The organism is Pseudomonas sp. KBS0707 (genome assembly GCF_005937945.2).
Taxonomy (GTDB): domain Bacteria; phylum Pseudomonadota; class Gammaproteobacteria; order Pseudomonadales; family Pseudomonadaceae; genus Aquipseudomonas; species Aquipseudomonas amygdali.
Window position 1 is genome coordinate 2879133 of the sequence record NZ_CP041754.1, and the last position, 24508, is coordinate 2903640.

23 protein-coding genes and 2 tRNA genes are annotated in these 24508 nt (G+C 57.5%); 14 read left to right on the plus strand and 11 right to left on the minus strand.

Annotation, left to right across the window (positions count from 1 at the left end; translation table 11 throughout):
* Nucleotides 1–29: 29 nt before the first annotated feature.
* Both FFH21_RS13640 and FFH21_RS13645 read left to right on the plus strand, forming a co-directional pair.
* A complete protein-coding gene (locus FFH21_RS13640; RefSeq protein WP_002553610.1) occupies nt 30–1169 on the plus strand; it encodes a glutathione-independent formaldehyde dehydrogenase in 1140 nt (379 codons plus the stop codon).
* A gap of 104 nt (nt 1170–1273) precedes the next feature.
* The gene (locus FFH21_RS13645) at nt 1274–2134 is read left to right on the plus strand and encodes an SDR family oxidoreductase (protein WP_011168658.1); all 861 of its coding nucleotides are present in this window, start codon (nt 1274–1276) and stop codon (nt 2132–2134) included.
* A 107-nt stretch (nt 2135–2241) separates the two neighbouring features.
* Here FFH21_RS13645 and FFH21_RS13650 read toward each other — a convergent pair whose 3' ends face one another.
* Nucleotides 2242–5013, minus strand: a complete 2772-nt coding sequence (locus tag FFH21_RS13650; protein WP_011168659.1) for an RHS repeat domain-containing protein — start codon at nt 5011–5013, stop codon at nt 2242–2244.
* A 115-nt stretch (nt 5014–5128) separates the two neighbouring features.
* Here FFH21_RS13650 and FFH21_RS29975 point away from each other — a divergent pair, with 115 nt between their 5' ends.
* Together FFH21_RS29975 and FFH21_RS13655 are read left to right on the plus strand one after the other, a co-directional pair.
* Nucleotides 5129–5290 (plus strand): hypothetical protein, encoded by a 162-nt coding sequence (locus FFH21_RS29975; protein ID WP_004665027.1) that lies wholly within the window; start codon nt 5129–5131, stop codon nt 5288–5290.
* A 45-nt stretch (nt 5291–5335) separates the two neighbouring features.
* Nucleotides 5336–6766 carry an NAD-dependent succinate-semialdehyde dehydrogenase gene (locus FFH21_RS13655; RefSeq protein WP_004665028.1) on the plus strand — a complete coding sequence of 477 codons (1431 nt, stop codon included), beginning with the start codon at nt 5336–5338 and terminating at the stop codon, nt 6764–6766.
* A gap of 71 nt (nt 6767–6837) precedes the next feature.
* On the opposite strand, the gene pbpG is transcribed toward FFH21_RS13655, so the two are convergent.
* Nucleotides 6838–7773, minus strand: a complete 936-nt coding sequence (pbpG, locus tag FFH21_RS13660; protein WP_011168660.1) for a D-alanyl-D-alanine endopeptidase — start codon at nt 7771–7773, stop codon at nt 6838–6840.
* Nucleotides 7774–8040: 267 nt separating this feature from the next.
* Between pbpG and FFH21_RS13665 the strand changes: the two genes are divergently transcribed.
* Nucleotides 8041–8526, plus strand: a complete 486-nt coding sequence (locus tag FFH21_RS13665) for a hypothetical protein (protein ID WP_011168661.1) — start codon at nt 8041–8043, stop codon at nt 8524–8526.
* Nucleotides 8527–8622: 96 nt separating this feature from the next.
* On the opposite strand, the gene FFH21_RS13670 is transcribed toward FFH21_RS13665, so the two are convergent.
* Together FFH21_RS13670 and FFH21_RS13675 are read right to left on the minus strand one after the other, a co-directional pair.
* A complete protein-coding gene (locus tag FFH21_RS13670) occupies nt 8623–8805 on the minus strand; it encodes a hypothetical protein (RefSeq protein ID WP_004658131.1) in 183 nt (60 codons plus the stop codon).
* Between the two features lie 172 nt (nt 8806–8977).
* Nucleotides 8978–9334, minus strand: a complete 357-nt coding sequence (locus FFH21_RS13675) for a hypothetical protein (RefSeq protein WP_002553616.1) — start codon at nt 9332–9334, stop codon at nt 8978–8980.
* 210 nt (nt 9335–9544) lie between these two features.
* Between FFH21_RS13675 and FFH21_RS13680 the strand changes: the two genes are divergently transcribed.
* Nucleotides 9545–10360, plus strand: a complete 816-nt coding sequence (locus FFH21_RS13680) for a shikimate 5-dehydrogenase (protein ID WP_054073174.1) — start codon at nt 9545–9547, stop codon at nt 10358–10360.
* A gap of 39 nt (nt 10361–10399) precedes the next feature.
* Here FFH21_RS13680 and FFH21_RS13685 read toward each other — a convergent pair whose 3' ends face one another.
* Nucleotides 10400–11062 carry a YceH family protein gene (locus tag FFH21_RS13685; protein WP_011168664.1) on the minus strand — a complete coding sequence of 221 codons (663 nt, stop codon included), beginning with the start codon at nt 11060–11062 and terminating at the stop codon, nt 10400–10402.
* A gap of 154 nt (nt 11063–11216) precedes the next feature.
* Here FFH21_RS13685 and FFH21_RS13690 point away from each other — a divergent pair, with 154 nt between their 5' ends.
* Nucleotides 11217–11726, plus strand: coding sequence for a DUF1993 family protein (locus FFH21_RS13690; protein ID WP_002553619.1), 510 nt, complete (start codon nt 11217–11219; stop codon nt 11724–11726).
* Nucleotides 11727–11936: 210 nt separating this feature from the next.
* Nucleotides 11937–13091, plus strand: coding sequence for an MFS transporter (locus FFH21_RS13695; protein WP_004665033.1), 1155 nt, complete (start codon nt 11937–11939; stop codon nt 13089–13091).
* Here FFH21_RS13695 and nhaR read toward each other — a convergent pair.
* On the minus strand, nt 13088–13990 hold the full coding sequence (gene nhaR, locus FFH21_RS13700; RefSeq protein WP_004658128.1) for a transcriptional activator NhaR: 903 nt from the start codon (nt 13988–13990) through the stop codon (nt 13088–13090). The genes FFH21_RS13695 and nhaR overlap by 4 nt on opposite strands.
* Before the next feature lie 132 nt (nt 13991–14122).
* Between nhaR and FFH21_RS13705 the strand changes: the two genes are divergently transcribed.
* Nucleotides 14123–14359 carry a hypothetical protein gene (locus FFH21_RS13705; RefSeq protein WP_005757924.1) on the plus strand — a complete coding sequence of 79 codons (237 nt, stop codon included), beginning with the start codon at nt 14123–14125 and terminating at the stop codon, nt 14357–14359.
* A 43-nt stretch (nt 14360–14402) separates the two neighbouring features.
* Entirely contained in the window at nt 14403–15161 is a 759-nt protein-coding gene (locus FFH21_RS13710) for a TerC family protein (protein WP_002553623.1), read from the plus strand.
* A gap of 97 nt (nt 15162–15258) precedes the next feature.
* Here the strand turns inward: FFH21_RS13710 and FFH21_RS13715 are convergent, their stop codons facing one another.
* Nucleotides 15259–15441, minus strand: a complete 183-nt coding sequence (locus FFH21_RS13715; protein WP_004658124.1) for a hypothetical protein — start codon at nt 15439–15441, stop codon at nt 15259–15261.
* A gap of 219 nt (nt 15442–15660) precedes the next feature.
* Here FFH21_RS13715 and FFH21_RS13720 point away from each other — a divergent pair, with 219 nt between their 5' ends.
* A complete protein-coding gene (locus tag FFH21_RS13720; protein ID WP_029241015.1) occupies nt 15661–16356 on the plus strand; it encodes a peptidase C39 family protein in 696 nt (231 codons plus the stop codon).
* A 59-nt stretch (nt 16357–16415) separates the two neighbouring features.
* Here the strand turns inward: FFH21_RS13720 and FFH21_RS13725 are convergent, their stop codons facing one another.
* On the minus strand, nt 16416–17699 hold the full coding sequence (locus tag FFH21_RS13725; RefSeq protein ID WP_004658121.1) for an FAD-binding oxidoreductase: 1284 nt from the start codon (nt 17697–17699) through the stop codon (nt 16416–16418).
* 181 nt (nt 17700–17880) lie between these two features.
* Here FFH21_RS13725 and FFH21_RS13730 point away from each other — a divergent pair.
* Together FFH21_RS13730 and FFH21_RS13735 are read left to right on the plus strand one after the other, a co-directional pair.
* Nucleotides 17881–17957, plus strand: a tRNA-Val gene (locus tag FFH21_RS13730).
* A gap of 167 nt (nt 17958–18124) precedes the next feature.
* Nucleotides 18125–18201 (plus strand) — tRNA-Val (locus FFH21_RS13735).
* Nucleotides 18202–18337: 136 nt separating this feature from the next.
* Here the strand turns inward: FFH21_RS13735 and FFH21_RS13740 are convergent.
* The 3 genes from FFH21_RS13740 to FFH21_RS13750 all read right to left on the minus strand — a co-directional run bounded on the left by FFH21_RS13740 (nt 18338) and on the right by FFH21_RS13750 (nt 21274).
* Nucleotides 18338–19399, minus strand: a complete 1062-nt coding sequence (locus tag FFH21_RS13740) for an SDR family oxidoreductase (RefSeq protein ID WP_011168666.1) — start codon at nt 19397–19399, stop codon at nt 18338–18340.
* A 127-nt stretch (nt 19400–19526) separates the two neighbouring features.
* Nucleotides 19527–19889 carry an NUDIX hydrolase gene (locus tag FFH21_RS13745; protein ID WP_011168667.1) on the minus strand — a complete coding sequence of 121 codons (363 nt, stop codon included), beginning with the start codon at nt 19887–19889 and terminating at the stop codon, nt 19527–19529.
* A gap of 308 nt (nt 19890–20197) precedes the next feature.
* A complete protein-coding gene (locus FFH21_RS13750; RefSeq protein WP_011168668.1) occupies nt 20198–21274 on the minus strand; it encodes an NAD(P)-dependent alcohol dehydrogenase in 1077 nt (358 codons plus the stop codon).
* 267 nt (nt 21275–21541) lie between these two features.
* Between FFH21_RS13750 and FFH21_RS13760 the strand changes: the two genes are divergently transcribed.
* Nucleotides 21542–24424: an EAL domain-containing protein gene (locus FFH21_RS13760; RefSeq protein ID WP_011168669.1), complete on the plus strand. Its 2883-nt coding sequence runs from the start codon at nt 21542–21544 to the stop codon at nt 24422–24424.
* Nucleotides 24425–24508 lie beyond the last annotated feature (84 nt).

Genomic DNA, 24508 nt, shown 5'->3' on the forward strand with positions numbered 1-24508 from the left:
TGTCTACACCCTCTAAGGAGACTCAGAACATGAAAGCCATCGTCTATGGCGGTCCGCGTGACGTCAGTGTCAAAAACGTACCGGATGCGAAGATCCAGAAGCCAACAGATGCTCTTGTCCGAGTGACCTCCACCAACATCTGTGGCTCGGACCTGCACATGTACGAAGGGCGCACGTCTTTCGAGACGGGGCGCATTTTCGGCCATGAGAATCTCGGCCAGGTGATCGAAGTCGGCGCCGGCGTCGACCGCATCAAAGTGGGCGACTGGGTGTGCCTGCCGTTCAATATTGGCTGCGGCTTTTGCGAAAACTGTGAGAAGGGCCTGACCGGTTATTGCCTTACCGCCAACCCGGGCAGCGCGGGTGCGGCTTACGGCTTTGCCGACATGGGCGATCATGAAGGTGGCCAGGCCGAGCTGTTGCGCGTGCCGTACGCCGACTTCAACTGCCTGCTGTTGCCTGAAGATGCTGCCGAGCGTGAAGAAGACTACGTCATGCTCTCGGACATCTTTCCTACCGGTTGGCATGCCACCGAGCTAGCCGGGCTGCTGCCTGGCGAAAGCGTTGCTATCTATGGCGCCGGTCCGGTCGGTCTGATGGCTGCGCACTCGGCAATGATCAAGGGTGCTTCGCAAGTATTCGTGGTCGACAACCACCCGGATCGCCTGGCGCTTGCAGCGAAAATGGGCGCGACGCCGATCAATTCGCTGGAGCAGGGTGCGGTGGATCAGATTCTCAATCTGACCAATGGCAAAGGCACCGATCGCGGTTGCGAGTGCGTGGGTTATCAGTGTTGCGACCGTCATGGGCATGAGGCCAATCACGTCACCATGAACAACCTCGTGGCCTCGACCAAGGCCACTGGCGGTATCGGTGTCGTGGGTGTTTTCGTGCCACAGGACCCGGGCGCGCATAACGATCTGGCGAAGGAAGGCAAAATGGCCTTCGATTTCGGCTCGTTCTGGTTCAAAGGCCAGCAGATTCGCACCGGACAGGCCAACGTCAAAGCCTACAACCGTCGCCTGGCCGAGCTGATCCACCATGATCGGGCCAAGCCTTCGCAGATCATTTCCCATCGTCTGAAACTTGAGGAAGGTCCTGCGGCCTATCAGCATTTCGACGCGCGCGATGAAGGTTGGACCAAAGTGGTTCTCAAGCCGAGTGCCTGATTGCTGCAACTGATCAACCCCCTTGTCGTCTTCGGCCGTGCCCGGCGACAAGGGGCAGCGCTATTTTTCAGTCAGTTTTTATTGAGCCAGGGAGATTTATTCAGATGAACGAAGAATACCCAAAGCCACCGTTTGCCAGTCAGCCGCAAGAGGTTCCAGGGTTGCAGGGTAAGATGGACCCTTATCCGGATTGCGGCGAAAAAAGCTACAAGGGCTCCGGGCACCTGCAGGGCAAGATTGCATGGATCACCGGTGCCGATAGCGGCATCGGTCGCGCTGTCGCCATAGCCTTTGCACGAGAAGGCGCGCAGGTTGCAATCTCGTACCTGAACGAGCATGAAGACGCGGAAGAAACCAAGCGCTGGGTCGAAGAAGCTGGCAGGAAGTGTCTGCTGTTGCCGGGTGATCTGGCCCAGAAGCAACAGTGCGAAGACATCGTGAGCAAGACGGTGGCTGAATTTGGCCGTATCGATGTGCTGGTCAACAACGCCGCGTTCCAGATGAATCACGAGACGCTGGAAGAAATCTCCGACGAAGAGTGGGTCAAGACCTTCGATATCAACATCACTGCGATGTTTCGTATCTGCAAGGCCGCGGTCCCGCATATGCCGAGAGGTGGCTCGATCATCAACACCAGTTCGGTCAATTCGGACATGCCCAAACCGACGCTGCTGGCGTATGCGACCACCAAAGGCGCGATTGCCAATTTCACCGGTGGCCTGGCGCAGTTGCTGGGCGACAAGGGTATCCGCGTGAACAGCGTGGCCCCCGGCCCGATCTGGACCCCGCTGATCCCGGCGACCATGACCGACGAAGACGTCAAAAGCTTCGGCAGCGAGACACCGCTGGGCCGTCCAGGTCAGCCGGTGGAAGTGTCGCCGATCTACGTGCTGCTGGCCTCGGATGAGGCCAGTTACATCTCCGGCTCGCGTTATGCAGTGACGGGCGGCAAGCCGATTCTGTAATTACGCCGACAACGCTTTTTTTGTTGAAACGGTGCTCAGGCAGGCGCCGTTTTTTCAGGCGTCAATGACACTCTCTATCTGCTCAAGCGGGTACCGCCATTGATTGTCTAATTTCCAGACCGATTCATCCGTGTCTGCGCATATCGGGCAGGCTGTCCGGTCGCCATGACAAGCGACGAAAGCGTGTCGGCATTCATCATCAATAATGAAGTTCGGGTCGTTGTGTTGCTCAAGAACTCTTGTTTTCGCTCTGCTCGGGTGTGCGCATTCTCGGTCAACGCCTGCATGGCGAGTATATAGTTGGCTGGATCGAATCGGTTTTCCCTGGGGCCATGCGTCGAGATTTTTCTTAACGACTTTCGGAACTCGCCTGACCACGTCTTAACCTGTGTGGCATCCGCTCCATTAACGAGGAGCTTACTGGCATCCGTCAGATAATAAAACGCATCCACTGTATTCAGGCGGACATGGGAGGTCTCGTGAATAAGGGATCGTGCAACTTCCAGCACATCGTGGCTGGCAAGGAGAGAGGTCGACACCCCAATCCGTTCGACCGATTCCGAAAACTCGCCTTGAAAATCAGTCGATGCGAGAATGTCCTCGGGTCCGTTAAAAAGAAACAGTGTCAGATCAGAGTCTGGACTGCCGATGGACTCAATGAGCTCCTGCATCTGCCGTAACGAATCTTCCACGTCGATGCTCGTAGCGGCGCGAGCGCTCGGATCCAGCGCGCCAAAGGTTGCGTCGAAAGCCTTGTTTACGTCTCGCCTCGGTGATGCTTTTAGCAGCTCGGAACGCGTGAACTCCAATAACGAAACGGCAACATCCCTAACGTCATACATTTTGGATAGCTGCTCAGGCGCGAACTCGGAAAGGTCCTTTGCAACGACAACGGTAATGGGCACGTCGTAGGGAGCAGTCCCTTGTTGATCAGCAAACCGCAAAGGCGAATTCCTGACAAAACGATACAGATTCATCCCGTCCACTGTGCCCGCCGGGTCCGGATTGATCCATCGCTGCAACCACGGCGCGTAATAGCGCAGGCCGTAGTAGTACAGCCCCGTCGCGTCGCGTTCCTTGCCGGAATAACGAATGGTTTTATAGCTGGCTTCAACCGTACTGCGCCCTGCCCACCACGAGGTACCGCCAAACGGGTAGTAACTTTCCTGGCTGATGATGTGCGCGTTTTTATCCAGTTCCAGAGTGCCGGACCCCAGGTGATCGGCGAAGCTATAGCGAACCTGATCGTTTTCAAGTCCTTCGGGTTGACCCGCCTGCCAGTGCAACACCCTTACCTCGTTGCGCCCGGCCTGGGTGACGATAACGTGCAAAGTCTCGGCTGTGGCGCTGTTGCTATGCACCTCCAGGCCTGGCAGATAGCGCACTTCGGCAATGTGGACCAGTGCTTTCGCCGTGGTCGTATGGATTTTGCACAGGCGTTGCCCACTTGCGTCGTAGACATAGCGCTCTCTGTCGTCGTCACCCGCTTCCCGAGCCACAGACCGCACCTGCTGCAACTGATTACGCCAATCCCAGCTCATCGCTTGCCCGGCTTGCAACTCACTCAGATTGCCATTGGCGTCGAACGCGGCAGCGATGGCCGCTTCATCCGGCGGTTGATCGTTGATAACAGGCAGGCTGTGATTGTTGGTTTGCGAAGTGACCAGGGTGCGCGAGTGGGACTGGGTGCCAGTGTGAGTCAGTTGCAGCAGATTGCCTCTCGCATCATAGCGGTAGGTTTGCGTGTAATTGGCTAGCTGCGCCGGGTCGAGGGGTGCCTGGAAGGATGGAAAAACAGGGCCTTGATTGAGTTTCGCAGACTCCGTGCCCGTAGCCTGGATCAACTGATACAGCGTGTCGTATTGATACGTCGACACCGGCTCGATGCGCTGACCGGCATAACACCGTGTCGGCTGGGCGCGATCCTCGATACGCAGGACATTGCCCATCGGGTCATAGTCATAGAGCAGATGTTGCAGCAGTTGGCCATCTGCCCGTGTGCCTTTGAGTTCAATCAGACGGCCATCTGCGGCGTCGTGCAACGCCTTGGTCACAACGCCGTTGCCTGCAGTTTCCGAGGTTACGTGGCCTTGAGCGTCGTAATCGATACTGTGAACCAGAACTCGCTTTTTCTGCCCGGAGAGGCTGAGTGAAATGGCCTCAATATGACCTGCCACAGTATGGGCAAAGGTCTGGACGTTACGCTGGGCGTCCGTCTGCGAGATGACATCGCCAAGCGGACTGTGTGCCCAGCGCGTAGTTGCGCCTGGACCAGATTCGAGCAAGGCGTCACGTTCTGCCAGCGGTTCTGGCCAGTCGACATTTTCGGGATTGAAGTGGAAATGCCGCGTCTGTTCAAGCACGCCACCCGTCAGGGCGAACTCGGTATCCATTCGCGAACCAGCCGGGTCATCATGGCGTATACATTGGTTGCACTGGTTATGGCCCTGAGTATCCGGACCACCGTATTGCCGCCGCTCGACGCAGCTTCCGTTTTCAATGATGGCAACGGGTCTGAGCAGGGCGTCATATTGCATACTCTGCTCAGTCCCACGCCCATCCCAGCCAGCCACGATCTCGCCGCCTTCACCGGCCAACATCAGCCGCCAACCGGCATCAACACTGTCGCTGAAAAGCGCCTGACCACTCAGGGAAAACACAGTGGCAAGATTGACCGCAGCCTGGCTTTCCCAGAGCCTTGCATCCCAACAGTTGACCGGATGCCCGGCGGCATCATGAGCCGTGCGGTTTACAAGGAGTTCCGGCGTGTCCACGGACTGATTGCGCCAAAAATCAATCGTGCGAATCTCCAGACCGCGTGGATCAATGACATTCAGGTGGGGCGTATGATGATGCAGTGCGGCAGACTGTGTGTTCATGATCCCATCATCCCTGACTGGTGACTCAAGCCCAGACTCTGTAAGTAAAATATTGTGGTAGGTACAGCATAGCGCACGCCAATGAGACCATAGCGCTTCCGCAGGTACTGCGCGCTTGTGGACGCGTGTCACCTGGGATGTGCCAAACGCATTGCTGAGCCTCGACAGGTTCACGCAGAATGACCTCAGGGCCCTGCGCAAGAAATACGAGGCCATGGGCGGCGAGCACGATATAGACGCCCCTTTACCGATGGCTGGTGCCGAGCAGCGAATCTGATCGCTCAGCCACGCCGGTTTTTCAAACTACCTATGGAGATTTTTCATGTATCCAGACGTACAGCTTTATATCGATGGCCAATGGCGCGCGAGCCGCGATGGCCGTTCCATTCCGGTCATAGACCCTGCAACCGGCCAGTCGCTGGGCAGTGTGGCACATGCCGGTATCACCGACCTTGACGAAGCCCTGGCGGCGGCCGAGCGTGGCTTTGCCACCTGGCGCGCGACCTCGGCCTATGATCGCTACAAGCTGATGCAGAAAGCCGCGAACCTTATTCGCGAGCGTGCCGACAACATTGCCCGGATCCTGACCCAGGAGCAGGGCAAGCCCTTGGCCGAGGCGCGGATGGAAACCCTTTCTGCCGCTGATGTCATCGACTGGCTGGCCGAGGAAGGGCGTCGCAGCTATGGCCGTATCGTGCCTTCGCGTGGCGTGGCCATTGAGCAGAAGGTCGTCAAGGAGCCGGTCGGTCCGGTTGCGGCGTTCACACCGTGGAATTTTCCGATCAATCAGGTGGTGCGCAAGTTGTCGTCTGCACTGGCAGCCGGGTGCTCGATCATCGTCAAGGCTCCGGAAGAAACTCCGGCGTCGCCTGCCGAGCTGATTCGGGCGTTTGCCGATGCCGGTGTTCCGGCAGGCGTGATTGGTCTGGTCTACGGCGATCCGGCTGAAATCTCTGGCTACCTGATCCCGCATCCGGTGATTCGCAAGGTCACGTTTACCGGTTCGACACCGGTCGGCAAGCAACTGGCTGCACTCGCCGGGAAACATATGAAGCGGGCAACCATGGAGCTGGGTGGTCATGCGCCGGCGCTGGTGTTCGATGACGCTGATATCGACCTCGCTGCGCGCGTGCTGGCCACCGCGAAGTTCCGCAATGCCGGACAGGTCTGCGTATCGCCGACGCGGATTCTGGTACAACGCAAGGTGCTGGATGCGTTCACCGAGAGGTTTGTGGGCCTGACCCGCGAGATCAAGGTCGGCAACGGTCTGGAGGCGGGCACCACGATGGGGCCGGTAGCCAACGAGCGACGTATTCCTGCGCTGGTCGATCTGATCGAAGACGCTGTGCGTGGCGGTGCAACCCTGTCTGCCGGAGGTAAGGCTGTCGAGGGGGCGGGCTATTTCTTCGAGCCAACCGTATTGAGTGGCCTGACACCGCAAATGCGCATCATGAACGAGGAGCCTTTCGGGCCGGTTGCGCTGCTGGTGCCGTTCGACACGGTTGAAGAGGCTATTGCCGAATCCAACCGGGTGCCGTTCGGGCTGGCGTCCTACGCATTTACGACCTCGATGAAGACCGCTCAGGCACTGAGTACTTACATTGAGGCGGGCATGCTGTCGATCAACCATCAGGGTATCGGCTTGCCGGAAGTCCCGTTCGGCGGGATCAAGGATTCCGGTTACGGTTCCGAAGGCGGCACCGAGGCCATTGAGGCTTACCTGAACACCAAGTTGGTCACTCAGTACAACTGAGTGCGCAACGGGTAAATAAAAACGGTCGCGATGTGCAAGCATCGCGACCGTTTTTTTGTTGCACGTACCCGTCAGTCTTTGGCTTGAATACCAGTCTGTCTCATGACCAGATTCTTTTCTTTCTTGTACTGCAGGGCAACTTCAGGTGCCGGGCCGCTCTGGCCGGTTTCCATCCACTTGCGTATACGGCTGGCGTCAGCGAAGTGGGTGTACTTGCCGAAAGCATCCAGAATAACCACGGAAACCGGACGATTGGCCATGCTGGTCAGCAGCACAAGGCAGTGGCCGGCCTGATTGGTAAAGCCGGTTTTGGTCAGTTTGATATCCCAGTTGTCCTTGCGCAACAGGTGGTCGGTATTGCTGAAACCCAGGGTGTAGGTCGGTTTGCGGAACGTCACCGTCTTTTGCTCGGTGGTGCTCAGTTCACTGAGCATCGGGTATTTGCGTGCCGCCATCACCAGCTTGGTGAGGTCGCGTGCGGTGGATACGTTGTAAACCGACAGGCCGGTAGGTTCGACATAGGCGGTATGTTTCATGCCCAGTGCCTTGGCCTTGGCATTCATCGCCAGAATGAACGCGGGATAACCACCGGGATAGCTGTGCGCCAGGCTCGCCGCAGCGCGGTTTTCCGACGACATCAGGGTGATCAGCAACATGTCGCGGCGGTTCATTTCGCTGCCGAGTTTAACCCGGGAGAACACACCTTTCATTTCCGGGGTCTGGGAGATATTGACCGGTATGACTTCGTCCATCGATTGTTTGGCATCAAGGACTACCATCGCGGTCATCAGTTTGGTGACCGAGGCAATCGGTACAATCACGTCCGGATTACTGGAGTACAGAACCTTGTCGGTTTGCAGGTCGATGACCATTGCGCTGCCTGAGGCGAGGTGCAGATTGGAAGGATCACGATTCAGAACAGCGGATTCGTTTGCCAGCGTGGTAGTGGAAAGCGCCGGGCCGGTAAGTACAAATAATAGGCCCAGAAGAGACAGACGAATTTTCAAGAGCAAGGCTCACTCGATAAAGATGGTAATGGAAGGGATCGCGTCAAAACGCTGCATTTTATGAGCAGACTTTGCGGTATGTCGATGGGTGTCGTAGGGCGTTTCATTAATAAATGCAGGAAACGGGATTTCGTTAAGTTGCGGTTAAGTGGCTTTTTGCTCTCAAACCTGTTTAAAACCGAACCACAATTGAATAGTCGTGGTGTGAAAGGCCTGCACCGATTAGCATTCCATGCCATTCAGGTCACCGATTCAAGGAGTCATGCAATGCTCAAGGGGTTTGTCAGCAAGGATTACGCAGTATTGGTGATCATCGCTTCGCTGGTTGTCATCCTGCTGCTGGGTGTCGGCTTTACATCACGCCCCAGTGACTGGGCAGGCTGGATGCAGGCCATTGGCCTGATCGTCGGTTTGATGGTTGCCGTGGCTGTACCCGCCATTCAGCGCAAGCAGGAAGCGGAGCAGGCGCGCAAGCAGGTACGTGACCGCGAAGTTGGCTACGGACGGCGCATGCAGTATCTGTGTGGCGAGCTAAGCGAATTGCAGGGCCGTATCAGTCTCAACCTGACGCACCTACGCGCCAATGACCGGCACAGCTTGAAATACACATTGCAGGACTACTTGCATCGCCTGTTCGAGTCTCACAAACAGGACCTGAACGATGATCGTGTGGTGTTCATGGCACTGGAAAAGCGCTTGCAGAAGCTGGCGCATCGTTGTCAGGTCAATGCTGCTATGGCCGAGCGCGGCTGAGGCGGATCGTCTGCTTTCCCTGACTCAAAAAAAGCCCGCCTTCAAAGAGGCGGGCAAGGGGATGTGCGGAGCAACGCACGAGGTTCGCAGAAAAAATCAGCTGTTGAGGGGCTGGCACTGCATTCGCCGGGACAACTCTTCGGCGACAGGCAAAGACGCCAGAGGGCCGCTGACCGGCTCGCCATCCTGAATCAGGTACCAGCAGGCCAGCAGACCTCGCTCTCTGAGCTGCGCTGGAACTGCACTGCCGACGACGGACATGATGTGTACCTTGGTCATAACTGCCTCCTCAATCCATGCCGCTACTGTAGTGGCCGATCGGGAAAGGTAGAAATCGACACTCTCAATAGTGGTCATTGATAACAACGAGGGTCGGGCACATTGCAACGGCAGGCGATAGTGTGAGCACACCAATGAAAAACCCGCCTGAAGAGGCGGGTTTTTTGTTCGGTTACCAGCGGCCGCGTGGCGGGCCGTAGTAATAGCCCGGGCCTGGTGGTGGCCCGTAGCGATGGTAGTAGCCTGGCGGTGGAGGCGGTGGGTAGCGCTCGACAACCTGGTAGACCGGGGCCGGCTGATAATAGACCGGTGGTGGTGCGTAGTAGACCGGTTGTTGTTGCACATAAACCGGCTCGCGCTCTACGTACACGGTTCTATCGCGACTTGAAGATACCGCCGCCCCGACAACGGCAGCGCCTACGATAGCACCTACCACGGCAGGGCCACCCCAGCCACGGTCAGCATTCGCCTGGCCAGCAAGGGCCAGGGCACCTACAAACAAGGCGATCTTGGGGATTTGACGAATCATGATTGTTCCTCGCTCTCAACCCGTTGTCGCGCGCCTGCATCACTCTCAAGCACTGCCACGGGATAACACTATGACATCGAAATTGTAAGAATCTGCGAAAGTGCTGAGTAAATTTTATGTAAGGTGTGCGGCGCGTGTCCTCGCGTTCACTGGTGTGTAGCATACGCTTTTATCGAATATTCAAGCCATTACCGTCTGGAGGAAACCCGTATGCCCATTACTGCAAACAGAGACACATTGTTGTGCATGTCCATGGCCGCCCGTCCCGGCAACTTTGGCGTGCGTTTCCACAATCATCTTTATGAGCAGTTGGGCCTTAACTTCTATTACAAGACCTTCTCACCCAATGATCTTGCCGCTGCCGTGGCGGGCATTCGGTCGCTGGGGATACGTGGCGGTGCGGTTTCGATGCCGTTCAAGGAAGCCTGCATTGAACTGGTCGACGAACTTGATGCTTCCGCCGCCGTCATCCAGTCGATCAATACCATCGTCAACACCGACGGGCATTTGAAGGCGTTCAACACGGATTACATCGCGGTTGCGCAACTCATGGAGAGCCACGCCGTCCCTCGTAGCGCATTTGCCCTGCGCGGCAGCGGGGGCATGGCCAAGGCGGTTGCGTTCGCGTTGCGCGATGCGGGTTTCACCGATGGCCTGATCGTGGCCCGCAACGAGCAGGCCGGTCGACGCCTGGCCGAGGCGTGTGGCTTTCGCTGGCAGGCGGAGCTGGGAAGCGCGCGACCACCTTTGCTGGTCAACGTCACGCCGCTGGGCATGCAAGGTGCCCAGGCTGACGAGTTGTCGTTTGACTTGCAGGCCATCGATGCGGCCGAGACGATTTTCGATGTGGTGGCCACCCCGGCCGAAACGCCGCTGATCCAGGCTGCCCGCCGCCAGGGCAAGCGCGTCGTGAGCGGCGATGAAGTCGCGGCGATCCAGGCATTGGAGCAGTTTGTGCTGTATACCGGCATTCGCCCGACCGATGAGCAGTATCAACAGGCTGCGGCGTTCGCCAGAGCCGGATAGTGGTGGCCTGCGCACAGAGTCGGACGTGGGCGACGGGCATTACTCCAGTCTGGCAAGGCGCTCTTCAAGGGCCGCGACGCGCGCTTCCAGCTCGTCAAAACGCTGGCTGGCAGCCGGGTTTGCCGCATTACGCTCAGGCGCGTGTTGACGGGCTGCAAGCAGCTCTTGCAGATCATCCGGGTCGCCCAGCAGGTGCGTGTAACGATCTTCCCGTTGACCGGACTGGCGGGGTGCGAGCATCGCCAAGCCTCTGGCGATGAGCCGTTCCAGTTGATGGATGAGTTGCTCGCTGTCCTCGAAATCATGCATGCGGTGACTGCGCGTGAGCAGTTCGCTGACGGTTTGCGGGCCGCGCAGCAGCAACAGGCCGGTCAGTATCACCTGCGCGGGGACCAGCTCAACGGCCTTGTCGACCCGGTGCTCCCAGCGATCAGCGCGACTGCCCATCACCAGACGCGTCAGGCCTCGACCCTCAAGAGCGCGCAGGCTCTGCCCGACCTGGCCCGGAGTCAGACTCATGACCGGATCGCGACTGGTCTTCTGGTTGCAGGCAAGTACCAGTGCATTAAGGGTCAGCGGGTAGGTTTCCGGGTTGGTCGCCTGTTTCTCGATCAGGCAGCCCAGAACACGCACTTCAGAGCTGTTGAGGTGCAGGGCGTCGGCATTCGGGGAGGATTCGGAGGAGGACGATTCAATGGACATGACGCTTCCCTGAGTGATGGCGGTGGATCAGCGTAGGGCGTGGCGCACATTATTGCCAGTGTCTGTTGCACTGATCTGCAGGGTCGCTGAAAAGTGTCACGGTGTTTGCCATCAGGTGGGTCTATAATTGCGCCTTTCTCAATCAGGATATGTCATGTCTATTTCCTTGTACGCCGCTTCCATTCCTGTCTTTCAGCAAATGCTCAATGCGCTGAGCGATGTTCTGACCAAGGCCGAAGCCTACGCGACCGAGAAGAAAATCCAGCCGCCAGCGCTGCTGCAGGCGCGTCTGTTCCCGGACATGTTGCCTTTTACCCGTCAGGTGCAGATTGCCGTCGATTTTGCCAAGGGTGCTTCGGCCCGCCTGGCAGGTGTCGAGATCCCGCAATACGATGACACCGAAACCACCTTTGCCGAACTGCAGGCACTGCTTGCCAAGACCCTCGCGTTCATCGGCAGCATCACGCCCGAGCAGGTCGACGGCAAGGAAGGTATCGAAATCGTCCTGCGTCCCGGCACCGAAAAGGAAAAGCGTCTGAACGGTCAGGCTTATCTGCTCAGCTACGCCTTGCCGCAGTTCTTCTTCCATGTCACCACCGCTTACGACCTGCTGCGCCATAACGGCGTTGAAATCGGCAAGCGTGACTTCATGGGCAAGTTCTGATTCTGAAACGTGCGGGGCTGAAGCCTCGCTGATGTTCTCGTCCCTCGGCGTTATGCGCAAATCCAACTGACTATCGTGCCAATGCTCCGCATTGGCACGCATCGGCTGACGCAGAGCGTCACGAAATGCATTACCACGCGGAGCGTGGGAACGAGAGTTGTTGGGGTGTCAGCCCTGTTTTTCGGGCTGTAGTGTTGTTCTGGAGTATTCATGTTGTTGCCCATACTTCTGTTGTCGGCCGCCGGTTTCACCGTGCTGACCACAGAATTCGTCATTGTCGGTCTTTTGCCTGCGGTTGCCCGCGATCTGGATGTCACGGTTTCGCAAGCGGGGCTGCTGGTCACCCTGTTCGCATTCACGGTTGCAGCGTTCGGTCCTTTTCTGACCGCTTATTTCTCGCGTTTCGAGCGCAAGCGTCTGTTCATCAGCATTCTTGTGCTATTCGGCTTTTCAAATCTACTGGCAGCGCTGGCACCCAATATTGCCGTGATGGGGCTGGCGCGGCTGATTCCTGCGTTGGGGCTGCCGGTATTCTGGGCGCTGGCCAGTGAAACCGCCGTGGACATCGTCGGGCCGCAGTTCGCTGGCAGGGCGATTGCCAGAATCGGTTTCGGCATCGTTTGCGCCACTGTGTTCGGCATCCCCATAGGTACTTTGATTTCCGATGCTTTCGGCTGGCGCAGTGCGTTTCTGGTGCTCGCCGGCCTGGCATTTGCCAAGGCACTGTTGCTGGCGGTCTATCTGCCACGGACGGCGGCGAAGAAAAACCCGGTGTCGATCCTCAACCAGTTCGGTATTTTGCGCAGCCGGATGATGCAGGGGCATGTGCTGCTGTCGGTACTGGTATTCAGCGGCATGTTCACCGCCTACACCTATCTGGCTGACATGCTGGAGCGTCTCGCCGGGTTCGATGGCAGCCTGGTGGGCTGGTGCCTGATGGGGTTTGGCGCGGTCGGCTTGCTCGGCAACTCGCTGGGCGGGCGCATGGTTGACCGGCATCCGCTGATTGCCAGCCTGGTATTCTGCGCCTTCATGGTGGTCGGCATGGTCGCTGTGGTGCCCAGCATCCACTCGGTGTTCGCCTTGCCAGTCGCGCTGGCAATATGGGGTATCACCCAGGCCGCCTTGTTTCTGGTCAGTCATGTCCGGTTGATCAAGGCCGCACCGCAAGCACCTGCGTTCGCGGCGTCGCTTAACATCGCCGGAGCGAATCTTGGCATCGGGACTGGTGCGATGATCGGCGGCAGGGTCATCGATCATCTCGGTCTGGGGAACGTCGGTTTCGCTGCCGCTGGCATTATCGCTCTTGCGATTGTGCTGGCAGTGCTGCTGATCAGGCGTGATTCCGGCCCGCTTGCCGCCTAACTTGCGTCGGTAAACAACTGGTTTCGTGCGCTTTCGGCGATGGCGACAACGCCAGGGTGTTTGACCTTGCGCTCTACGGTGATGGCGTAGAAGGATTCGGTCACCGCATCGGTGTGGCCTATCACTTGTACGCCATACTGGCTCTGCACCTCATCGGCGATGACGCTGGGCGCAACAAAGACACCGCTGCCGGATTTGCCAAACGCCTTCATCAGCGCACTGTCATCGAACTCGCCGATGATGCGCGGCTGGATGCTCTGTTCGGCAAACCAGCGCATCAGCCGGCCGCGAACGACGGTTTCCTGGCCTGGAATCAGCAGCGGCGCACCGTGCATGCACTGCGGAAAGCCACTGCCGATACGTTCTGCCACTTCACGGGTCGCAAAAAAGCTGACCCCGCATTCTCCCAGTTTCTGGCTGTAGCCCTTGATATCCAGGTGCTGCGGCATGGGGCTGTCGGAGATCACCAGGTCCAGACGCTGAATTGCCAGGTCTGCCAGCAACCTTTCCAGTTTATCTTCCCGGCAGGTGATGCGAATGGACTCACTGAGGTTCATGGTCGGGGCAATCAACCGGTACACGATGGACTTGGGCACCACATCAGCTACTCCGATGCGCAACAGCAGTTGCTGTTCATCGGGCTGCGAGCGCAGCAGGTTTTCCAGATCATTGCCCAACTGAAACATCTGTTCGGCGTAAGGCAGGGCCAGGCGACCCGCTTCAGTCATTTCCAGTTGCCGGCCTACGCGCTGGAACAGATCGACACCCAGTGACGCCTCCAGCAGGCTTATCTGTCCGCTGACGGTCTGCGCGGTGAGATTCAACTGCTCGCAGGCGCGCACGATGCTCCCGGTTTTGGCTACTACCCAGAAATAGTGAAGCTGACGGTAATTGAGCATGATCTCTGCCGATTCGGTAAAACCGAAGTATATGCCTTATAAAATCGAATTTTCCGTATGTTTCAAAATGTCTAGAATCTGCTTCCAACGCCGGGCTGTACACGCTGCCCAGCCTTGCTTAACGAGGAAGCCATGAATAAAACCCTTTACGCTGCACTGCTGGGCTGCTCGCTGCTGGTAATGGCAGGATGCGATCAGATAGAGTCATCCACCAAGCATGTGGTGAATGCAGCAGCCGACACTGCAAAACAGGCGATTGACGAAACACATCAAGCCGCCACCAAGGCCATTGATGAGGCAAAACAGGAACTTTCGGTGCAGCAGCCACCACAAAGCTCGGCTGAAACCGAAAATACGACCGATAAATAAATCTGACTTACAACTAATATTGGCTCAGGCAGGGCAGTGATCTATGGAATACCTATTGGAACTCGCAACAAGTCCGGCAGCCTGGATCGCGCTGGCAACATTGGTGGTCATGGAAGTCGTACTGGGTATCGATAACCTGATCTTCATCTCGATCATCACCAACAAGCTCCCTGAGCACCAACGAGAAAAGGCCCGCAAACTGGGTATCGGTATGGCGCTGGTGATGCGCCTTGGCTTGCTCAGCACCGTGGCGTACATCGTGCAGCTGACAGAGCCGGTATTCGAGGTGTTCGGCCAGGCGTTCTCGTGGAAGGACATGATTCTGATCGCTGGTGGCCTGTTCCTGGTCTGGAAAGCGACGACGGAAATTCACCACAGCATGGACGTCAAGACCGAAGAAGAGAAAGCCCTGGGTTCGGTCGTGGCATTGAGCATGAGCGCGGCCATCGTGCAGATCCTGATGCTGGATCTGGTGTTCTCTATCGACAGTATCATCACTGCCGTGGGCATGACCGAACACTTGCCTATTATGGTCATTGCTGTAATTACTGCCGTCGTCGTGATGCTTGTTGCTGCTAACCCGCTGGCGAAGTTCATCAACGATAACCCGACGGTGGTCATGCTGGCCCTGGGCTTCCTGATCATGATCGGTATGACGCTGATCGCCGAAGGCTTTGGCGCTCATGTGCCCAAGGGCTACATCTACGCTGCCATGACCTTCTCGGCAGCCATTGAAGGCCTGAACATGCTGGTACGCAGAGCAAGACGCAAAAAGGCTGCTGCTCAGGTGTCCGCGCACTGATAGCAGGCCAGGCTGAAAAAAGGTCGACCCGGGTAACCGGGTCGACCTTTTTGCATTTCCACTGCCGACAACTTTATTCGAGCGGCACAACGAACTATCAGCTGGCCACAGCAGCGGGTACTTTGACAGCCTTTACCAGGCTCGGCCGTTTTGCCGCAGGTGACGCTGCACTGTGCGGCTGGTGATGGCGACGGGATATGCGCATTACGCCCCACAGCATTGCACTGGCTACAGCAAGCCACGAAGCGAGCAGCATCACGATTGTCAGTTCCAGGCTCATAAGTGCCTCCACATTCCTGCTTTTGTTGCGGTCTTGATAACTGACAGTCTAGTACGGGGCATGTTTCGGTTAATTGACCAGTGGCGCAGGGCTATGAACTATTTTCTCCATTCGGCCCGATGAGCCGCAGTGCCTGACTATACCCTGAACCCCCAGAGCTCTATGATCGGTGTCCAGGCCGGGTCGTGGGTTGCCCGGCATCAGTTGAAGCGAGTGAACATCTTGTCGGTCTCTTTCTATTCCGGTACTGCCGGTGCATTACGTTCATGGCTGGTTTTAGCCTTGCTCATGGGGCTTGTCGGCTGTTCTTCAATGGTCACGCCCGAGATGAAACGCCTTCCGGACCGGGTCGAACTGACGTCGGTGCCGTTCTTCCGTGGGAACGCCTACCAGAGCGGACCAATGGTGCTGGCAAGCATGCTGGCCAACCAACAGGTACAGACCACGCCCGGCTTGCTCGACAAGCCGCTGCAACTGCCAGGTGCCGAAGACCGGCTCGAACAGAATATGCAGAAGGTTGCGCGGGAATACGGGTTCATGGTCTATCCGCTTGATGGTCAATTACACGACCTGCTGACTCAAGTGTCGGCGGGCTATCCGGTCATGCTGCGCTTTTCCCAAGGCTCTGCACTGTGGAAGAGCCCACGTTATGCCGTGTTGATTGGTTACAACCGGGTAAAGGAGACGGTGTTGTTGAATGCAGGCATGGATCGTCGCTATTCAATGAGTTTCAGCCGCTTCACATCGGCGTGGAAAGAGGCCGGCAGTTGGGCGGTGCTGGTTCAGTCGCCCCGGCAGCTGCCCGCCAACGTCGATCAGCAGCGCTGGTTGCAGGCCGCTGAAGCTTTATCGAAGTCCGGACAGGAGCAGGCGGCGGGCGAGGCGAAACGAACGCTGGCACGTGGCGTTAAATGAAATAAACGCGGCACAAACAAAAACGGCACCGATAAGGTGCCGTTTTACTGTCAGCGAACTTAAAAACCCAACCTGTCACGCAGGCTGTAATACCAGGCACCCAACGCAGTAAGCGGGGTGCGCAGCATCTGCCCGCCAGGGAAAGGATAGTGGGGCAGGTCGGCGAACGCATCAAAGCGCTCTGCCTGACCGCGCAACGCCTCGGCCAGTACCTTGCCCGCCAGATGCGTATAAGTCACGCCGTGTCCGCTGCAACCCTGCGAGTAATAGATGTTGTCGCCAAGCCTGCCAACCTGAGGCAGGCGAGACAGGGTCAGCAGAAAGTTGCCGGTCCATGCGTAGTCGACCTTCACATCCTTGAGCTGTGGAAACGCCTTGAGCATCTTCGGCCGGATAATAGCTTCGATGTTGGCGGGATCTCTGGCACCGTAGACCACGCCGCCGCCGAAGATCAGGCGCTTGTCGGCGCTGAGGCGGTAGTAATCCAGCAGGTAATTGCAATCCTCGACGCAGTAATCCTGCGGCAGGAGTGTTTTGGCCAGTTCATCGCTCAGCGGCTCTGTGGTGATCACTTGAGTGCCACAAGGCATCGACTTGGCAGCCAGCTCCGGAACCAGATTGCCCAGATAGGCGTTGCCGGCCACGATGATGAATTTCGCGCGGACCTTGCCTTGCGCCGTATGGACCACAGGGTTGGCACCGCGCTCGATGCGAATGGCCGCCGACTGCTCGTGAATCGTGCCGCCCAGGGTCTCGACCGCGGCCGCTTCACCCAGCGCCAGATTGAGCGGGTGAATATGGCCGCCGGTCATGTCCAGCAGCCCGCCGATATATTGATCACAGGCAACGACTTCGTTGATCCGGCGCTTGTCCATCAGCTCAAGGCCGGTGTGGCCGTAACGCTCCCACAGTCGCTGCTGGGCTTCCAGATGCGCCAGTTGCTTGCCGGTCAGCGCTGCAAATACACCGCCATCCTTCAGGTCGCACTGGATACCGTAGCGGGAAACCCGATCACGAATGATGGATGCGCCCTCAAAGGCCATCTGCCCCAGCAACTGTGCCTGGCGTGGTCCGACGGTTCGCTCGATCACATCAATGTCACGGCTGTAACTATTGACGATCTGCCCGCCATTACGCCCCGACGCGCCAAAGCCGACTTTTGCCGCTTCCAGCACCGTGACCCGGAATCCATTCTCCAGCAGGAACAGCGCACTCGACAGGCCTGTATAGCCAGCTCCGATGACGCACACGTCGGTTTCGACTTCACCCTGCAACGCTGGACGTTCCGGGGCGGCATTGGCCGAAGCGGCGTAGTAGGACTGCGGATAGGGCGTATTTGCCATCCTGAGACTCCGTTTAATATTCTTGACGATGTGGCGATCGTACCCGAGAACCAAAAGCTCTGCCAGCAACAGGCGAAAAGTGTCATTCCCTGCCAACGGGCAAAAAACGCTGTAATTCATAGGCTTAGAGAAAAAACAGATTGACAGGTATCTGAATATCCGTAGAATGCGGACCCACAGCAGGCACGTAGCTCAGTTGGTTAGAGCACCACCTTGACATGGTGGGGGTCGTTGGTTCGAGTCCAATCGCGCCTACCAGATAAAAATCCGCTCTGCTGGGCGGTAAGAAAAGGGTCAGCCGAAAGGCTGGCCCTTTTTTGTCTCTGGGTGCTGAACCCCTGGGTAAAAATTTCGCGTATTCAGAGAGTTACTGCAAAAAAGAATTTGACAGGCATTCGAATATCCGTAGAATGCCGACCCACATCAGGCACGTAGCTCAGTTGGTTAGAGCACCACCTTGACATGGTGGGGGTCGTTGGTTCGAGTCCAATCGCGCCTACCAGATAAAATCCGCTCTGCTGGGCGGTAAAAAAAGGGTCAACCGAGAGGTTGACCCTTTTTTGTTGCGTCTGTTTCGCTCGAAGCCAGTGCCTACTCTTGTGCCAACGCAGAGCCTTGGCACAAGAGGGCAAGCAGCTTCAGGGAATCAGTCGGTCACGGCGCAGCTTTTCAAATACCTCGAAAAACGCATCGTCACTCGCCTGGAACGCCGTGAAGCCCAGTTTGCGACTTTTCGACATATCCGTAACCACTTCGATCGGACGGCCCAGGTCGGCGTCGGTGTGCCATGGCGAAATCAGGCGATTGATATCACCTTCCTTGAGTTGATGCTCGCGGACAATATCGGTCCAGGCAGCCTGATCATCGGCCATCTGCGTTTCCAGCGGGGCTGGCTCGCTCGGAAAATCGGCTGGCTGCAGGTCGAAGTACTCGGCGATCTGCCCCCACATCCAGCTCCAGCGGAATACGTCGCCATTGGTGATGTTGAACGCCTGATTTGCCGCAGCAGGCGTCGTGGCGGCCCACAGTTGCTGATGGGCGAGCTGACGTGCATCGGTCATGTCGGTCAGACTGTCCCACTGCACGCGTGAGCCCGGAAACACGAAAGGTCGGCCGGTTGCCTTGCAGATCGAGGCATAGACGGCGAGGGTGGTCGCCATGTTCATCGCATTGCCGACCGCGACACCTGTCACGGTGTGCGGGCGATGGACGCTCCAGGTAAAACCGTCTTTCTCGGCGGCAGCGAAGACTTCATCTTCCTGCGCGTAGTAGAAGTTCTCGATATCCAGGCGCGCTTGCGTCTCCCTGAACGGCGTTTGTGGCAGCGTGCCCTTACCGTAGGCTTCGAACGGGCCAAGGTAGTGTTTGAGCCCGGTGACCAGCGCAACGTGTTTCACACTGCCAGCGGGCCGTACAGCATCCAGCACATTGCGCACCATCGCAGCATTGACGCGGATGTTCTCTGCTTCAGTGGCCTGACGCGACCATGTGGTGATGAAAACGTGGGTGGGCTTCAAATCAGCCAGGGCCGCACTGACGGACTTCGGGTTCTGCAGGTCTGCAGCCACCGGAATTACGCCGGGCCGCGCTGACGGACTACGGGAGAGGGCGGCAACCTGCCAATCGTTTTCCAGTAACAACTGTGTGATTGCACTGCCGACAATGCCACTTGCGCCAACAACCAGGGCGGTCTGAGTCATAGGGGATCTCCTGAGACGGGGATGAAGGTAATAAACCGTCTGCTCTCTCAGAACAGCTTCAGGCCTGACCGTTCAACCCGATCTGGCTGATCACCCTTTGGCGTTGCGCCAGATGCTCGAAATGCTCTCAGGCCCGCTGGGCATATGACTTGACGATGGTCTTGGTCGCACTGCTGGCCTTCAAGTCTGCGAGTTTCTTCGGAGCCAGCCATTTGCAGGCGGCAATCTCATTCTGTGGCGAAGGCTTGCTTGAGGCCGGGACCTGCGTAGTGAACACGTAGTGAGTAACCTGGTCTTTCTCATAAACCTCGAGATAGAGCAGATCAAGATTTTTCAGGCCTGTTTCCTCGCACAATTCACGCATGGCGGCCTGAGCAGGCGTTTCACCAGCCTCGATCTTGCCACCAGGCAATGCCCAGCGCGATTTTGGTTTGCGCACGTAGAGGACCTGGCCGTCGCGTTTGCAGATGACTGTCGCTCGTTGTTTCATGATTTGTTCACCTGTTAAAACGTCCGTTGACATGAGTATCTGCAAGGACTTCGTGAACTTGAGACCCAAAGGCAGTCAATGATAGTCACTAAAATGTAATAAATAGTTCATTTTTCTGGCCAGGACAAGCTCATGCCAGCATGAAGCAGGGTGGGCCAGGCGCAAGTGCGGGCTTCAAGCCGTTGTCGACACTTACAGTGAGTATGAGTATCAGTGGGTTATCAGTTCATGCCTTGCGACGTACGGCATGTCTCGTGCGCGCAGCCATCCATGGCAGCGCCAGGCTCTTCAGGTGCATTCAGCCCGCATCATGCGGCGTTTGAGTCAGCAGGAATTTCCTGCCTGAGGCTGGCCATGTCGATGACGAAACGATATTTCACGTCGCCTTTGAGCATCCGCCCGTAAGCCTCGTTGATGTCCTGCATGGCGATCATTTCAATGTCTGAAACGATGCCGTGTTCGGCGCAGAAGTCCAGCATTTCCTGGGTTTCCTGAATGCCGCCGATCAACGAGCCTGCCAGACTGCGGCGTTTGAAGATCAAATTGAAGACTGCCGGAGACGGGTGCGGCTCTGCCGGTGCGCCGACCAGCGTCATGGTGCCGTCACGCTTGAGAAGGGACAGAAATGCATCCAGATCATGCGGTGCTGCGACTGTATTGAGGATGAAATCCAGGCTATTGGCCTGGGCTGCCATCTGTGCAGCATCTTTGGATACAACAACTTCGTCGGCACCCAGCCGCAAGCCATCTTCACGCTTGTCGGGCGATGTCGTGAACAGCACCACATGAGCGCCCATGGCGTGCGCGATCTTGACGCCCATGTGGCCGAGCCCTCCGAGCCCGACAATGCCCACTTTTTTGCCCGGGCCGACCTTCCAGTGGCGCAATGGCGAGTACGTGGTGATACCTGCGCACAACAGCGGCGCGACGGCGGCCAGATTGGCGTCGTGAGAGATGCGCAGGACGAACTTCTCCTTGACCACGATCTTGTCGGAGTAGCCGCCGAAGGTGTTCTCGCCGCCAAATACCGGGCCGTTGTAGGTACCTGTGAAGCCGCTCTCGCAATATTGCTCGTCACCCTCTGCGCAGGGTGTACATTGCTGGCAACTGTCGACCATGCAGCCGACACCCGCGAGGTCGCCGACCTTGAAATGTTTGACGTCTGCACCGACTGCCGTTACCCGGCCAACGATTTCGTGGCCCGGAACCGAAGGATAGAGTGTGTTGTGCCACTCATTGCGTGCGGTATGCAGGTCCGAGTGACAAACGCCGCAGTAGAGAATGTCGATCTGAACGTCTTCGGCACCGGGTGAGCGGCGTTCGAACTGATACGGTTTGAGCACTTCCTGAGCAGACTGCGCTGCGTAACTGTAAGTCTTGACCATGACTGTCACCTGTTCAGTGGGGGAAGAATATGTAACGCCGCGAGCAAGCATAGCCGAGCCCTGCTCATTCACCTTGGCGGTCTCGCGACACACCTGGATCTGACCCGTCTGGCAGCCGTGTAGTGCCCCACGTCACATGGATGTCATCTGACAGGCAAAGGGTCTGCCAAAAAGGTATGAACTTTGCAACAATGCAGCAGCACACTTGTTACCTTTGGTCATGGTTTTTACGGATGACCGTCGTCGGCTCATGCATCTGGTGTTTCCATGACAGTCTCACATCTGGCCACGGGTATATGCCCGAGCGTAGCGTTCAGTCCAGACACCACGTTGGCTGCCAACCATGACAGATTCGCCAGTCACGCGCCCATCGACGCACTTTTGAGCGCTGCACGGGAACAGATACCGGATATCGCCTGGGCAGCCTACGCTGCAGGCGAGCTGAAATGTCTGCTCGGGCAGGGCGACCCTGCAGTCGTCTGGCCTGCGCACATCGCTGCTGAAGACTTCGACACATACTGTGCTCAATTGCAGCTTCATTGCCGAGTCGCCGGGCAGGGCGAGGGCGTGTTGGGCTGGGTGCTGGCGCCAATGGCTGAAAAAGACCATCCCGCGCTGGTGGATCTCGCTGCCAGACTGGGTTCACTGTTGCAGACCGCTGCGTTGATCCGGGCGCAGAACACCCAGCGGGTTCTCTATGAAATCAGCCTGCTGGCCAGCTCCACGCTGGATCGCGGGGCTTTTCTGCAGGGTATTCATGAGCAGTTGAGTGCGCTGATCGATGCCGAGAACTTCTACGTCGCGCTGTATGACCAGCAAAGCCGCAAGATCACTTATCCGTATTACATCGACCGTTTCGATGACGAAGCGATGGGCCACGAGACGTTCGAATTCATCGACGCCGATCGAATGTCGCTCACCGGGTATGTCTTGAGCACCGGGCAACCCTTGTTTCTGGAAGCAGCCTGTATCGAGCGGGCAAAAGCCGAAGGTCGTTTTTTCTGGGTGGGGCGTCTGCCGGAGTTCTGGATGGGCGCGCCCCTGAAAAACGCCTCGGACGAAGTATTCGGCATGGTAGCGATGCAGGTCTATGACGTGTCCCGCGTCTACAGTGCTCAGGATCGCGCGTTGTTTTCCGTGGTGTCGCGGCATGTGGCGATGGCCTTGGACCGGCTGCTGCGCCGTACCGACCTGGAGCAGATTGTGGCACTGCGCACACAACAGCTTTCGGCAGCCAATGACGCCCTGCGCCAGGAAGTGCGCGACCGTGAACGCGCCGAGCACTTACAGAGTGCTCTGTTCCAGATTGCCGAGCTTTCCAGCCAGCCGGGCGATATGAATGAGCTGTTTCGCAGCCTGCACATGATTGTCGGCGAGCTGCTGGTAGCACTCAATTTCTACATCGCCCTTTACGACAGCGCTACAGGCGAAGTGACCTTTCCTTATTACATCGACGAATTCCAGCCCACGCCGCCACGTTCACGGCGTGGGCAGCGCGGCTTTACCGAGTATGTGATAGGCCAGCGGCGACCGTGCCTGATCGATTACGACGATGCCCGCAGGCTGGAAAGCCTGGGCGAAATCGAGGTGCAAAAAAATACCGGTCGTTCTTCTTCCTGGCTGGGCATTCCACTGTTCGATGGCGAGCAAGTGCGCGGCGTGCTAGTGGTGCAAAGCTATTCGAAGGATGTCAGCTATACCTTGCGTGATCAGGAACTGCTGACCTTTGTCTCTCGCCACATCGACACGGCACTGTCCCGGCGCAGCGCGGCAGAGGCGATCCACACCGCCAATGTGCTCCTCGAAGCCCGGGTTCGCGACCGGACCCGGGAGCTGGATCAGGCCAACGCCAGGTTGCAGCATGAAAACTCCCACGACTCGTTGACCGGACTGCCTAACCGCAGTCACTTGCAACATCGCCTGAAACAGGCGTGGCGGGACTTTTGCCTGAACGGCCAGCAGCTGATTGTCATGTTCATCGATCTCGATCGTTTCAAGATGATCAATGACAGCCTTGGCCACCACTGCGGCGATATGCTCCTGGTGCAGGCCGCCGAGCGGCTGCGCAGTTGCATGCGTGAAGGGGATCTGCTGGCCAGGCTTGGAGGTGACGAATTTGCGGTGCTAAGCATCGATGCACCGTTACAGGCCGGTACGGATATAGCCCAGCGGATCCTGACCGCGTTCGAGCAACCGTTCGTGATTGACGATCACAGCGTCTTTTCTTCTTGCAGCATCGGCGTGGTGGGTGCTGACAGCCGCTTTCATCAGGAGCCGGCAGACCTCTTGCGTGATGCCGACACCGCCATGTACCGGGTCAAGAATGGTGGGCGTGACAGCTTCGCCGTGTTCAATCAGGCTCTGCGTCGGGAGGTGTCGGATCAGGTCGAGCAAGAGGGAGCGTTGCGCACGGCCCTGAAGCGTACTGATCAACTGATCCCCTATTTTCAGCCGGTCATCTGTGTCAGGACCGGAGAGTTACTGGCGTTCGAAGCGTTGATCCGCTGGCGCATGCCGGATGGACGGATTGTCGGGCCGGAAAGCTTTTTGCCCGCGCTGGAGGGTTTGCGCCTGATTGGCCGTCTGGATATCTACATGCTCAAATGCGTGGTGAACATCCTGGCGCAACCCGAGAACGGCCACTGGCCGCCAGTGCATGTGAACTGCTCCAGCTACAGCATCACCCGCCCGGCATTCGCTGCAGAAGTGCTGGCGATGCTTGCTGAACAGAATGTTGCGCCCTGGCGTCTGTGCCTGGAACTTACGGAGGGGGCATTGGTGGCCGACCCCGAGCAGGCACGCCTGTCAATGAAGCAACTGGCCGAGCAGGGCATGTCGGTCATGCTGGACGATTTTGGCGCGGGGTTTTCTTCGCTCAGCTATGTGCATCAGTACCATTTCAGCGGCTTGAAAATCGACAAATCGTTTATCTTCGGACTGGCCTCCAGCATACGCAGCCGGGCCATCGTGCGGGCCATCGTACGCATGGCCGAATCCCTTGATCTGAACGTCGTCGCCGAAGGTGTCGAAGATCTGGAAACACTCGAGTTGCTGCGCGAGATCGGCGCGACCCAGGCGCAGGGTTACTACTTCTCTGAACCGTTGCCGATCGAGCTGTTGAACGTCAATACCGGTCGTGCGGCAGGCTGAAAGCAGCCTGTGTCGGCGAATGTTTGCCGCAAACGGCAGAATGTATGGGTTTTTTTGACAGTGCCGATCTTTAGATTTTGAATT

Bases quoted from the DNA above. Each gene is read 5' to 3' on its own strand.
- FFH21_RS13640 (WP_002553610.1), top strand. From the start codon at position 30: ATGAAAGCCATCGTCTATGGCGGTCCGCGTGACGTCAGTGTCAAAAAC.
- FFH21_RS13645 (WP_011168658.1), top strand. From the start codon at position 1,274: ATGAACGAAGAATACCCAAAGCCACCGTTTGCCAGTCAGCCGCAAGAG.
- FFH21_RS13650 (WP_011168659.1), bottom strand. From the start codon at position 5,013: ATGAACACACAGTCTGCCGCACTGCATCATCATACGCCCCACCTGAAT.
- FFH21_RS13655 (WP_004665028.1), top strand. From the start codon at position 5,336: ATGTATCCAGACGTACAGCTTTATATCGATGGCCAATGGCGCGCGAGC.
- FFH21_RS13665 (WP_011168661.1), top strand. From the start codon at position 8,041: ATGCTCAAGGGGTTTGTCAGCAAGGATTACGCAGTATTGGTGATCATC.
- FFH21_RS13670 (WP_004658131.1), bottom strand. From the start codon at position 8,805: ATGACCAAGGTACACATCATGTCCGTCGTCGGCAGTGCAGTTCCAGCG.
- FFH21_RS13675 (WP_002553616.1), bottom strand. From the start codon at position 9,334: ATGATTCGTCAAATCCCCAAGATCGCCTTGTTTGTAGGTGCCCTGGCC.
- FFH21_RS13680 (WP_054073174.1), top strand. From the start codon at position 9,545: ATGCCCATTACTGCAAACAGAGACACATTGTTGTGCATGTCCATGGCC.
- FFH21_RS13685 (WP_011168664.1), bottom strand. From the start codon at position 11,062: ATGTCCATTGAATCGTCCTCCTCCGAATCCTCCCCGAATGCCGACGCC.
- FFH21_RS13690 (WP_002553619.1), top strand. From the start codon at position 11,217: ATGTCTATTTCCTTGTACGCCGCTTCCATTCCTGTCTTTCAGCAAATG.
- FFH21_RS13695 (WP_004665033.1), top strand. From the start codon at position 11,937: ATGTTGTTGCCCATACTTCTGTTGTCGGCCGCCGGTTTCACCGTGCTG.
- nhaR (WP_004658128.1), bottom strand. From the start codon at position 13,990: ATGCTCAATTACCGTCAGCTTCACTATTTCTGGGTAGTAGCCAAAACC.
- FFH21_RS13705 (WP_005757924.1), top strand. From the start codon at position 14,123: ATGAATAAAACCCTTTACGCTGCACTGCTGGGCTGCTCGCTGCTGGTA.
- FFH21_RS13710 (WP_002553623.1), top strand. From the start codon at position 14,403: ATGGAATACCTATTGGAACTCGCAACAAGTCCGGCAGCCTGGATCGCG.
- FFH21_RS13715 (WP_004658124.1), bottom strand. From the start codon at position 15,441: ATGAGCCTGGAACTGACAATCGTGATGCTGCTCGCTTCGTGGCTTGCT.
- FFH21_RS13725 (WP_004658121.1), bottom strand. From the start codon at position 17,699: ATGGCAAATACGCCCTATCCGCAGTCCTACTACGCCGCTTCGGCCAAT.
- FFH21_RS13740 (WP_011168666.1), bottom strand. From the start codon at position 19,399: ATGACTCAGACCGCCCTGGTTGTTGGCGCAAGTGGCATTGTCGGCAGT.
- FFH21_RS13745 (WP_011168667.1), bottom strand. From the start codon at position 19,889: ATGAAACAACGAGCGACAGTCATCTGCAAACGCGACGGCCAGGTCCTC.
- FFH21_RS13750 (WP_011168668.1), bottom strand. From the start codon at position 21,274: ATGGTCAAGACTTACAGTTACGCAGCGCAGTCTGCTCAGGAAGTGCTC.
- FFH21_RS13760 (WP_011168669.1), top strand. From the start codon at position 21,542: ATGACAGTCTCACATCTGGCCACGGGTATATGCCCGAGCGTAGCGTTC.